The organism is Clostridium sp. JS66, assembly GCF_033561535.1.
Lineage (GTDB): Bacteria > Bacillota > Clostridia > Clostridiales > Clostridiaceae > Clostridium_AM > Clostridium_AM carboxidivorans.
Window position 1 is genome coordinate 2,510,110 of record NZ_CP131467.1, and the last position, 13,139, is coordinate 2,523,248.

General features: G+C 26.9%; 9 protein-coding genes. 7 read left to right on the forward strand and 2 right to left on the reverse strand.

Annotated elements, in window-relative coordinates:
- Positions 1–26 precede the first annotated feature (26 nt).
- The 7 genes from Q6H37_RS11830 to Q6H37_RS11860 all read left to right on the forward strand — a co-directional run bounded on the left by Q6H37_RS11830 (position 27) and on the right by Q6H37_RS11860 (position 11,937).
- Positions 27–497, forward strand: a complete 471-nt coding sequence (locus tag Q6H37_RS11830) for an HAD family hydrolase (RefSeq protein WP_318742125.1) — start codon at positions 27–29, stop codon at positions 495–497.
- 375 nt (positions 498–872) lie between these two features.
- Positions 873–2,888 carry a methyl-accepting chemotaxis protein gene (locus Q6H37_RS11835; protein WP_318742126.1) on the forward strand — a complete coding sequence of 672 codons (2,016 nt, stop codon included), beginning with the start codon at positions 873–875 and terminating at the stop codon, positions 2,886–2,888.
- 203 nt (positions 2,889–3,091) lie between these two features.
- Positions 3,092–4,561, forward strand: coding sequence for an MDR family MFS transporter (locus Q6H37_RS11840; protein ID WP_318742127.1), 1,470 nt, complete (start codon positions 3,092–3,094; stop codon positions 4,559–4,561).
- Between the two features lie 387 nt (positions 4,562–4,948).
- Positions 4,949–5,089 (forward strand): hypothetical protein, encoded by a 141-nt coding sequence (locus Q6H37_RS11845; RefSeq protein WP_318742128.1) that lies wholly within the window; start codon positions 4,949–4,951, stop codon positions 5,087–5,089.
- Positions 5,090–5,427: 338 nt separating this feature from the next.
- Complete coding sequence (locus tag Q6H37_RS11850; protein ID WP_318742129.1) at positions 5,428–8,679, forward strand: lantibiotic dehydratase; 3,252 nt, start codon at positions 5,428–5,430, stop codon at positions 8,677–8,679.
- Positions 8,680–8,750: 71 nt separating this feature from the next.
- Entirely contained in the window at positions 8,751–10,625 is a 1,875-nt protein-coding gene (locus Q6H37_RS11855) for an ABC transporter ATP-binding protein (RefSeq protein ID WP_318742130.1), read from the forward strand.
- Positions 10,594–11,937, forward strand: coding sequence for a lanthionine synthetase C family protein (locus tag Q6H37_RS11860; protein WP_318742131.1), 1,344 nt, complete (start codon positions 10,594–10,596; stop codon positions 11,935–11,937). The genes Q6H37_RS11855 and Q6H37_RS11860 overlap by 32 nt, the downstream gene beginning before the upstream one ends.
- 90 nt (positions 11,938–12,027) lie before the next feature.
- Here Q6H37_RS11860 and Q6H37_RS11865 read toward each other — a convergent pair whose 3' ends face one another.
- Positions 12,028–12,684: an erythromycin esterase family protein gene (locus Q6H37_RS11865; RefSeq protein WP_318742132.1), complete on the reverse strand. Its 657-nt coding sequence runs from the start codon at positions 12,682–12,684 to the stop codon at positions 12,028–12,030.
- A 68-nt stretch (positions 12,685–12,752) separates the two neighbouring features.
- A complete protein-coding gene (locus Q6H37_RS11870; RefSeq protein ID WP_318742133.1) occupies positions 12,753–12,974 on the reverse strand; it encodes a hypothetical protein in 222 nt (73 codons plus the stop codon).
- Positions 12,975–13,139 lie beyond the last annotated feature (165 nt).

Sequence of the window (13,139 nt, forward strand, 5' to 3'; positions counted from 1 at the left end):
AGTGGAATTTGAGAGGAGAAATACAAATGATAGAAATAAATATACCAGGAAGAGAAGATTTAAAAATAGAAAATGTTGTTTTTGATTATAATGGTACCGTAGCAGTAGACGGGGGAATGAACGTAAAGGTTAAAGAAATGATTAAAGAACTAAGTGAGTATTTAAATGTATATATAATAACTGCAGATACCTATGGAAATGTAAGAAGTCAATGCGAAGGACTACCAGTTAAGGTGGAGACTTTTTCAAAAGGTAATGCAACTTTTTATAAAAAGCAGTTTGTAGAAAAAATAGGAGCAAAATTTACTATAGCTGTAGGTAATGGACTTAATGATGTGGAAATGTTTAAAGTATCAGCGTTATCAGTAGCAGTCATTGAGGAAGAAGGGTGTGCTTCAGAAGCTATAATGAATTCCAATATAACTGTAAAAGATATAAAAGATGTATTTAATATGATAATGAAAAAGTCTAGAATAAAAGCTACTTTAAGGGATTAAACATTATTATTTAATTCATTATAAAAAGTCCATATTTAAAAGGAACTTTTAAAAAATGCGTTTAGAATCATTAAAAGTCGAAAAATGTAATAAAAATCAAAGCTGTGAATTGATATATTGTATTTGTATTCACAGCTTTTATAATTAAAATAAAAAAATATATAATTTGTTAAATTATATAAACAAAATTGGACTTTAATTAGTATCAATTTTTATTTATTTAAACAAAATTCTATTAAAAAATTAATATAATTATCTAATTTTTAAAAAATAATATTATTGGAAGATATGACAAATTGTGATATCATGGTATAGTATTGATTAATATCAAGTTCAAATAATATAAATTTTAATTATGAATGGATGGGAATAGGTATGAAAAGTAAGATCAATTTAAGTGTTAAAAAACTGCTGATGACGTTTATACCATTATTCGTAATAATTCCTATATTTATAATTTCCATTTTTAATGGAATTAAGGTTAAAGACAATGAAACCAGGAATTTTTATGATTTAATGAGTGCAAGTAATGGCAAGATATCTAATATAATAGCTGATATGTATACTAATAATAAAAACACTATTGATATGTTTTCTGTAAATGATGATGTAGTAGGTTTAAAACAAAAACCGGAATTAGAAGTATCTATGATGAAAACTTTTAATGATTATATAAAATATCATGAAGCGATAAGAGCAATTTATTATGGAGAAGCTTCAAAAGTTCATCACACAACTTCTGGAAAACCAAAACCTGGGTATGATCCAACAAGCAGACCATGGTATACAAAAGCAGCACAGGAGGACGGAAAGGTAGCGTTAACTGATCCTTATGAAGATGTAGTTAAACCAGGGACTTATGTAGTTACTTTGGCAAAAACTGTTAAAGACCCTAATACCAAAGAAACTTTAGGAGTAATAGGAGGGGACATACCATTAGATACTATAAGCAAGGAAATTTCCAATATAAAAATAGGAAATAGCGGATATACAGCTGTAGTAGATCAAACGGGTACTATTATTGCGCATAAGGATAAGAAACTTGTAAGCAAAAAAAGCAAGGATTTAAAGTGGCTTGATGAAATAATTAAATCAAAAGATAGCAGCAATATAGTAAATATAGATGGACAAAAATACTTAACCTTAAAATCACAAAATAGTGAAACTGGATGGTTAACAGTGACTTTTGTACCTAATCAAGAATTAAGTGACAAAATTAAATCCTTAATTGTACCTAACATTATAGTAGGTTTGATATGTGCAATTTTGGGTATTATAGTTTCACTTTTAATATCAAAATATTTAATAAAATCTATTTATGAAATTATAGAAATTCTTAAGAGCATAGGTAAGGGAAATTTAAGTGTACAAATAGAATGTAGAGATAATGAATTAAAAGAAGTATCAATGATAAAAGAAGAAGTTAATGTTATGAAAATGGAAATTGTATCTATTATAAATAAAGCTGTACAAGTTTCTGAAAAGCTAAATAAATCTGCAAAGCATTTTGCTTCAGTTACTCAGGAAGTTAGCTCATCAGCAGAAGAAGTTTCTGGTTCTGTAAGTCAAATAACAGAAGGAGCTTCAAATCAAGCTGACCATTTGCAAGAAAGTTCAAGCAGTGTGGAGAATCTTGGAGAATTGGTAGATAATACATTAAAAAGTGCTAAAAGTATGGAAGAAACTTCAGGTGAAGCTAATAAAGTTATAGAAAACAGCATGAAATTAGTTGATAACTTAAAAAACAATCTTGAAGAAGGGTTCCAGGTTAATGAAGAATTAATAAGAGAAGCAGAAGTGTTAAATAGCAATTCACAAGAAATAGTTGGTATAATAAATAATATTAAAGACATAGCAGAACAAACAAATTTATTAGCATTAAATGCTAGTATTGAAGCTGCAAGAGCAGGAGAGTATGGAAAGGGTTTTGTAGTAGTTGCTGAAGAAGTTAGAAAGTTAGCAGAACAGTCCACTATTTTTGCGGGTGAAATAGAAATAGTAATAGGTAAAATGAAAAATAGTGTAGGAATGGTAACAGAAAAGATAGAAAATACAAAAGAAACTAATATGAACACAAAGGAAAATATGGTTACAGTAGATAATGGATTTATACAAGTAGAAAAAAATATAGATGAACTTAAAAATCATATTAATACTGTAGTTGAAGCATTAAAAAATATAAATGAAAATAAAAAAGTTGTAATTACAAAGATAGAAGAGGTAGCAGCTATTTCAGAAGAAGCTGCAGCAGCTACGGAAGAAGTAAATGCAGCATCAGAAGAGCAAGCTGCAAACCTTCAGGATATTTCAAATTCAACAGAAGATCTTTTAGTATTATCTGAAGAATTGAAGAAATCAATAAGCTTTTTTAGCTGTGATAAGTCAGTTTAAGTTTTTTTGAATAGGCAAGCATAAATATTAATGCTGTGCTAAAATCAGCAATTTTGATTTTGGCACAGTATTTTTTTCATTAAGTACGTAAATTCAAAAACTTGGCAGCCATATATATTAATGATAAAATAATAATACTGTGTTTATTTATATATGATATTTAAATTTAGCATAAGGAATATAGAAAGGAAGTATTGTCAATTATGGATTCTAAGAAAAAAAGTATAATTAGTGCGCTGATGGTTTCTATGTTTCTTGCTGCGGTAGAAGGTACTGTAGTAACTACTGCTATGCCAACTATTGTTAAAGATTTAAATGGATTTCAGCTTATAAGTTGGGTTTTTTCTTTGTATTTGCTTACATCAGCTATTAGTACTCCTATATATGGAAAGCTATCAGATTTATATGGAAGAAAAAATATTCTTTCTATTGGCATAATAATTTTTTTAATTGGTAGTTTTCTTTGTGGATTATCTGGAAGCATGTACCAACTCATATTCTTTCGTGCAGTTCAAGGACTGGGGGCAGGATCAATATTTACTGTCACTTATACTATTGTAGGAGATGTGTTTACTCTTGAAGAAAGAGGAAAAGTTCAAGGGTGGTTGGGTACAGTTTGGGGAATAGCCAGTTTAATAGGGCCTTTTTTGGGCGGATTTTTAATAGATAATCTTTCCTGGCATTGGATCTTTTTCATAAACATACCTTTTGGCATGCTTTCTATAATTCTTATTCAAAAAAATCTTGTTGAGGAATTTGAAAAAAAGAAGCATAAAATAGATTATGCAGGTGCAATCACATTAAGTTTGGCTATTATGGCTCTTTTATATCTCTTTTTATCAATGGGAAAAAGTGAAGGTGTTTCATTATACGTAATTATAATGTGTATTATAGCAACAATAATATTCTTTATTGCTTTCTATTTTATAGAAAATAAAGCTTTAGAACCTATTATACCTTTTGACATTTTTACAAAAACCAATATTTTGGTTAATATAATAAGCTTTCTGATTTCTGCCTTTTTAATGGGTATAGATGCATATATGCCTATTTATATACAAAATGTTTTAGGGTTTCAACCAACTATTGCTGGAATTGCATTGGCTCCAATGTCCTTATCATGGCTTATGTCTTCTATTGTTTTAGCAAAGGCTATACCTAAATATGGAGAAAAGGTGATAGCCAGCCTATCTACAGTAATTTTGATAGTAAGTACTGCTCTTTTACCTACATTAACTATAAATTCATCATTGTTTACAGTTATAGTTTATGGATTTATAATGGGTTTTGGATTTGGAGGATGTTTTACTACATTAACCATAGTCATACAAGAATCTGTAAATTATGATAAAAGAGGAGCAGCCACAGCTTCTAACGCTTTGGTTAGGACATTAGGTCAGACTATAGGAATAAGTGTGCTTGGGGGAATATTTAATTTAACCATAGATAAATATTTTAAAAACTTAGGCATTAAGGGAGTAAATTCAAGCAATTTATATAGTACTTCATCATCATTATTAGCATATTCAAGCCATATAAAAGCTTCAATATTTTCTGGAGTTCATATATTATTTATTATATTTATTTTAATTTCTATAGTTTGTTTAATATTAGCATTAGCTCTTCCTAGTAATTTAAAGAAAAGAAAAAATAAGTATAGCCACGAGAATTAATTCCATCGTAATAGTCTATATTTATGCTTTCATATTTTAATAAAATGATAACTAGAAATAGTAGAGAAAATAAAAATTGGAAATTTTTTATTTTCTCTACTATTTTATTGACGTTTTAATTTATGTATATTTAAACTGTATGTCAACATAAATTTACGATTAGCTTATATTTAAATTAAATACTTAAAAAAACAAATGATGTATATATATTATTTTATATTAATGTAATACAATAATTTTTTATTTATGGATAAATTTTACTAAATTTCAACAAAAGAATATAAAATACACCTATTTACAAATAAGTAAATAGAAGTTACAATAATAGCATAGAATAATTAGTGCACTAATAAAATTCTAAATAAGAAATTTTGGGGGGAAAATGTTATGACTAAATATGATAACTTTGACTTAGATGTACAAAACATAAAAACAACTAAATCTGATGAGGTACAAGCTGCTGGAACTTGGTGGTGTCCTACTGATACATGTCCACCTAAAACATATGACATGACATGTAAACGTTAAAAATTAAGTTTTTGTCATAATTACAACATTTTATAAAAAATAATTAAGAAGATCTAAGTAACAACATAGTAAAAAATCTATTCCATGGCCATCTGCTCTAGAATCTCACTTTTTAAAGTGTCTGTTTTGAGCCAATATGTTCCTGGATAATGATTTCTAAGCATTAGATGGAGAGAAGACTAAATACCTGAAGGGTATATTTAATAGGTAGCATATGCCCAGTGGTTATGGACAAGCTTCATTTGGTGCCAAGAACTCTGTTTATGTTACTTAGATCTTCTACTATTCTTAATTTTGCAAAGGGTAATATGTATAATTAAATGCACAGGAGGAGAAAAATGTCAGGTACTAAATGTAAAAGTAATAAAAATATTTTTGAAACTAAAGATTTTTTTATGTTGAGAACGCCTATATTACCTGTAAATATGTACAATTATTTATTTGATGAATCACTATCAACAGATGAAATGGAAAATAAACTTTTTGAGTTAGCAGAAAATAGTATTATTAAAGAAGCAATAGCTGTCTCAAGTTTATCATTAAGTGAATCATTAGTATCAATGAATGAAGGAATTAGTGAGAAAAAAAAGAAAAAAATCTTAAGTTCATTATTAAAATATTTTATTAGGATGACAACAAGAACAACACCATTTGGATTATTTTCAGGAGTTACACTAGGAGAATTTTGCGATAAAACAGAAATTAAGCTTAAAGAAAAAAGATATTATATAAAAAGAGCAAGACCAGATATGGGATGGCTCTGCGCAATAATAAGAAATATAGAAAGTGATAAGAAAATATTAAATGAATTGAACTTAATCACTAATAATATGGTACTAATTAATGGTACGAGATTGGATTTAGTATATATAAGTAATTATGGCCAAAATTCAAAGGAAAAGTCAGAAGATAATTTAACTGCATCTATACGATATAATACGACTGTAAAATTAGTTATGAAATTAGCTAAATCCGAAATTACATATAAGGAATTATTATCAAAATTAAAATATGAAAATCAATCAACACCAGTAGAACGAATAGAAAATTTTTTAGATGTGTTAATAAAAAATGAATACTTATTAACTGAAATGAGACCACCATTAGCCAATACATCACCCTTTGAATATATACTTTCCAAATTAGAAAATATAGAAGCAGGAGAAAGTTTGTATTTAAAATTAAAAAGGATTAAAGAGCTTATAGATATATATAATACGACTGCTGTAGGAAATGGTGAAAAATTGTATAAAGATATAGTAAAATCTATGAGTGCACTGGAAAAAAGTGATAACTATTTGCAGGTTGATTTAAGATTAAAGGAAGAAAAAGCAGCTTTAAACAGTGAAGTAGCAGAAGAAATAGAGAAAGTTGTTGAGATTATGCTGAGATTATCTAATAAATCAGCTCAGTTTTATCATTTAGAGAGATATAAAACTGATTTTATTGAAAAATACGGTACAGACAGCGAAATTTCTGTAATTGAGTTATTAGATCCAGATAAGGGAATAGGTGCACCTTCAGGGTATGAAAATCCTAAAAGTAATAAATATATAGGTGATATTCCAGATGATTATAAAAATAAAAAATTTGAAAATTATTTAGTTAACAAAGTAATGGAAGCATTACTTAATAAAGAACAAGAAGTTATTATAACTGATGAGGATATTGATAATATTGACAATAAACCTTTAACAGAATTTACTAAATCCCAAATGCCAAAATCTTTAGAAATTAATGCATTAATTTCAGCTAAAAGTGAGGAAGCAATTGACAAAGGTGACTTTAAAGTATTTATAGGTCCCAATGTAGGGTCAAACAGAGCAGGAAAAACTTTTGGAAGGTTTGTTGATATATTACCGAGAGAAATTTATGCTAAACTTAATCAATTAAATGATACTGAGAAAAGTATATATGGAGATGAAACAGTTCTCAGTGAAATTGTGGAATTGCCTCAAAATATGAGAAATTCAAACGTATGCTTAAATTGGAGCCCACGGGATTATGAAGTAGCAATTGCTACAAATTATAGTGGAAAAAAGAAGAATATAAGTGTTTCGGATTTGTATATAGGAATAGATAGAGAAAATAAAGATAATTTTTACATAAAATCTAAAACATTAAATAAAAAAGTAATAATAAGTTGTAATCATATGTTAAATCCAACCTATGGTAGTAATATATATAGGTTTCTCAGGGAAGTTTCTTTATCAAATACTACTAATCTAATGGAGACATTTTACATTACTCAATTAGATTACCTTAATTATTGTCCTCGAATAAGATATAGTAAAGTAATAATCTCTCCAGCTAAATGGAAGCTATCTAATGATATATTAAATGTTGATGCAATAAATGTTGATATAAAAAGTTTTTGTAGGGCTATTAAATTGTGGAGAAAAAAATGGAAGGTTCCTCAATTTGTATACCAGAAAATGTATGATAATAGATTGTTACTAAATTTAGAAAATGAACTGCACTTAAATGAGTTGCTAAATTTGCTAAAGAAAGAAAAGGAGATAATTATAACGGAGATAGAAGATGGACTAGATAAACTTTGGACACGTGGAGAAGATGGTAAATATTTTTCAGAAATTGTGGTTCCTGTAACTGTGAACAAACAGTTCTTAAAAAATGTTCTGAATGAAAATAATATTGAACTTCAATCTAATGTGTTACAAACAAAATCAGATTATAGAAATAACTTAAAAAAATTCGATACGCTTGATAAAAAAGTTAATTTTATTCCAGGCGACGAATGGATATATATGAAGCTATATGGAATTTCAAGGAGAGTAGATGAGTTTATAGGATATAATCTTCTTCCATTTTGTAAGGAACTTATTATGAATAGAGAAATAGAAAAGTTTTTTTATATAAGATATTCTGATCCGGAATATCATATTAGATTAAGGCTAAAGGGAAATAGTACTGATTTTTACTCTGCTATTATGCCAAAGTTAAATTTATGGTTTAAGAAGCTAATAAAAGAAGGATTATTGTCTAAAGTAAGCCTAGATGTCTATTCTAGGGAAATGGAAAGATATGGTGGACCTAGCTTAATTGATTTAGCAGAAGATGTTTTTTATGTTGATAGTATATTTGTTTCAAATATAATTAGTTTAAAAAGAAGCAAGCAGCTTAGATTGGATTTAAATTATATTGCAGTAGCAAGTATAATAAACTTTATGGATGAGATGAAGCTTGATTATAAAACTCAAAATGAAATATTTATAAATCGTTTTGATAAAAATAGATATAGAGAATTATTTCAGGAAAATAGAAAAGTTTTTATGAAAATGGCAAATTCTGATAACGATTGGTCAAGTCTTAAGGAGATAGAAGAAGGACAATGTTTATATAATTTATTTAAAATAAGAAAAGAAAAGCTTAATATATTTGCAGATAAAATGAATGAATTGGATGAAGAAAATAAATTATGTAACAGTAAATTAAATATTATTTTAAGTATAATGCATATGTTTTGTAATAGATTGTTTGGAACAGTAAAGACAGAAGAAAAAATAATGTGTTTAGTAAGGCATACTTTACATTCACTTGAATATATAAAAAACATTAATTCTAAATGAATATGAAAAGAATCTTAGTGTTTTTTTATTAAAATTAATAAGCCTATATAAATTTTTAAGGAGCAATAATTATGAACTGTAACGAAAATGCGTATTGCTTTAAAGATATTATAAATTCTTTTAAATATATGCCTAGAATTTTTAAAATATTATGTGATATAGATAAAAAATATGTAATATTAATAACTATACTAAATATAGCAAATGGATTTATACCCACTTTAGCTATATTATCCACCCAATATTTGATAAATTCAATTCAAGTGAATAATTTAAAAAGTTTTCAGTATATATTAATACCATTTGTATTATATGTATCAATTAGTTTTAGTGGAGCTATTATAGCACAAGCAATAACATATTTTCAAAACATGTTTAAAATGAAACTTTCTTACAATTTAAATTTGATTATATTAGAGAAATCAAAAAAATTCAATTTGAGTGATTTTGAGAATTCAGAAGTTTATGATAAGTTAAAAAGAGCTAATGATGGAATAGGAGAAAAGCCATTTACAGTGTTCACCTTAATGTTGAGTCTTTTCAGTCAAGTAGTAACATTAGTATCAACTTCAATTATACTAATGGCTTGGAAACCATGGGTTATACTTATAATACCAATAGTGCCCATAATTTCATCAATATGTATGATACGTTTAGGATATGAACAGTTCAAAATTCATAGGGAGAGGGCTTCAAAAGAAAGGAAGTCATGGTATCTCAATTTTATTATGACAAATGATTTAGCTTTTAAAGAAGTAAAAATTTATAAATTAGCTGAATATTTTATACCAATTTTTAAAAGGTTAAATATAGGATTTATTTCTCAGGATAAAAAAATTCTTATAAAAACAGCTAAACTAGGATTTATGTTTGAATTATCAGATGGAGTTATAGGTGGAATAATTTGTTTACTAATAATAAGAGATGCATATGTGGGAAGAATTTTATTAGGAAATACTGTTGCATATATACGGTGTATTTCAAGTATTAGCACTAGCGTACAAGCTATATTAGAAACAATATCTGGTTTGTGCCAGAATAATTTATATATAAAACAATTTTTTGAATTTTTAGATCTTCCTAATGAATGTGACAGAAAATTAAATGATTTAGTTTCTATTGATGAGATAAATAGTATAGAATTTAAAAATGTTTCCTTCAAGTATCCAAATAGAACTGAATATGCATTAAAAAATATTAGTTTTAAAGTTTGTAAAGGACAAAATGTAGCTTTAGTAGGGAGAAATGGTTCAGGGAAAACAACGTTAGTTAAATTAATAGCGGGATTTTATGAAAATTATGAAGGTGAAATTTTAATAAATGGAGTTTCTATGAAAAAGATAGGAAATGAAAATATACGTGAGAGAATGGGCGTCGTTTTTCAAGACTATAACAAGTATGAACTAAGTTGTAGAGAAAATATAGCAGTTGGTAAACTGAATTATATAAATGATGATTGGAAATTATTGAGTTCTATGAAAAAGGTTTCTGGAATTGAGTTATTAGAAGATCTACCAAATGGTCTTAATACACAATTAGGAGTTTGGTTTGAAGAAGGAGTTCAGCTGTCAGGTGGACAATGGCAAAAAATAGCCTTAGCAAGAGCTTTTTTGAGAGAGGCAGATTGTTATATTTTAGATGAACCAAGTTCAGCATTGGATGCAATCTCAGAGTATGAAATATTTAGAAAGTTATATAAGTTAACAAAGGACAAAATAGGAGTATTTATAACTCATAGATTATTTAATATAAAAAAAATGAATTCAAAAATATTAGTATTATATAATGGGGAAATAATTGAAGAAGGTACTCATAATGAGTTAATGAGTATAAATAGTCATTATAAATCTATGTATAAGTTACAAAATTTTCAACAAAATGATCTTACTATTGGAAAGGATGAAGAAAATTATTATGAAGATGAAAAATGTAAAATTAATAACTAGTAAAGAAATTGAAAATAGTGAGGTAGAATTAGTCAAATTTGCATTAGAAAGAATAATGGAGAAAATGAAATATCCTGAAAAACTTAATAATGATTTAATAAATATGAAGGTTAACCCAATTTTTATGTACCCATCAATTTGTATGTTGTTAGGTGAAAGTAAAGAATTATTAAATGATGAAATTGATTGGGATGATGTATCATATAAATATATGTTATATATTAAAAATGGTATAGAAAGTGGTCACTTACGCTTAACAAGTTCTCTTTTTTCTGGTCTTGCTGGAGTTGGTTTTGGAGTATATTCGCTATATAAAAGTACATCACACTATAAAAAGTTTATTGATAGTTTAAATGAAGTAATTATTAATGAAACTTTAGATTTAATTAATAACATGAACTTAAATGATCTTCATATGAGTACATATGATACAATTAGTGGTTTATCAGGAATTACAGGATATTTATTATTATTTAAAGAAGAGACTAAAATTAAAAAATGTATAGAAGTAATATTAGAGGCTTTAATTTCTATAACAAAGGATAGAGAGGTATTTGGTGAAAGAGTTGCTGGATGGCATATATCAAGTAAAAATCAATTTTTGGAACAAGAAAAAGTTATGTATAAAAAAGGTAACTTTAATTTGGGAATATCCCATGGTATAACTGGAGTTTTAGGAATTTTATCAATTGCGTTAAAAGAAGGAGTTGAAATTGAAGGTCATAAAAATGCTATTAACAGGATTTTAATAGATTTAAAGAAATACTTGTATATAGATGAAAATGGATATATTTACTGGCCTCCAACAATAAAATTTGAAGATTATATTGTTGGAAATTGTGAAATTCATAAAAGTAGAGCAAGCTGGTGTTATGGAACTCCTGGAATAGCTAGAACTATGTATTTGGCAGGTAAAATGGTAAATGATATTGAGAGTATGAACATAGGAATAAAGGCTATAGAAGGATTATGTAATATGAAAGATGAAGATTGGATGTTAGATTCACCAACTATGTGCCATGGGTATGCAGGATTACTAACTGTTATACAGGCTATGTATTTAGATACAAACAAACTTATATTTGATATTGGAAGAAAAAGATTGTTAAAAATAATATTAAGCTTTTACAGTGATGATGCAAGATTTGTTTTTCATAATATTGATTTTGATCATCCATATAGTGAAAAAAGCAAGTTAGTTAAAAAAGATGATATATCGTTGTTAGAAGGTACTTGTGGTATTTTACTTTCTTTGTTGCTTTTTTTTAAGCCAATTACAACAAATTGGATGAGACATTTTCTTATTAATTGAAGCTTTAATTTTGTAAATTAAAGCTTCAATATAAGTAATTTGAAAATACATTATGGAAAGGTAATACAAATAACTCCTTTATTCATACAGTTAAAAGTTACTTCTTAGCCAATTATTTATAAATGCTATTATTTCAAATCCTTTAATACCTACAGCTGCTGAGGTTTTACTAACAAATATTAACCCATCATAAGATTCTATTGGCACTTCAGGTATCATCCATTGCTCAATATTTCCATTGTAACCATCTTCAACGCTGTGAATTAACTGTTTTTGTGATAACCACTCTCCAACATTTTTATTTTCTGAAGCTGATTTAAAATCTATAAAACTTAAAGGGATACCTGTCTTTTCAAAAATATTTTTTAGTTCTTCAGTATCTTTGTTTACATCATTTAGTTTTTCATTACTTAGTGAAGGCATTTGATCATATACACATGATAATTTTTCTTTAAATTGTGATAAATTATTGTTATCAACTTTTTTTATATAATCTAAAATTCTAGTGCTGTTTTCAGATGAAGATTGCATATCAAAACCATAAAATTTAATTTTTTCTTTATGTTCAGGGTTTTTATTATACATTCTTATCCACTCTACCATATCAGTTACTTCTTTTGTTGACCATACGGAAAATTTCATAGATTTAACAGCATCCTCTGCATTTCCAATTCCATTAAGTACATAGTCGCTAACAATTTGAGTACCACCTGATTCAGCTTCTATAGCAAAAACTCTGTAGCCCATTTTTTAACTAAGAATTCAAAGAAACGGTGTTTCATTTCAAAAAATTCTTTAGTACCATGAGTTGCTTCTCACATTGCTAGTACTTTTTTATCTTTTAGCATTTCTTGTAGCTTGTCTAAATCTTCAAAACCATTTCCAGCTTCTGTAGTTTTTAAAGGTATTATTATATTTTTTAAATCAAGTTCTTGTGTATTATTTGCTTTTACACATATACTTTCATTACTGAACAAAATAATAATTAAAAATAGCATAGAGAATAACAGTTTTAAGTAACTTTTAAAATTTTTCATATAGGTTTATCCCCCAGTTACTGGCTTTTCAGTCCATTCCTATTTAAACTATATTCTTAATATGAATTTATGATTACTTTACGTTAAATTACTATTATGCATTATTTTATGTACATCTTGTATTCTAATTGTATTTGTTTAGAAGTTTCAATTATATAAATGATA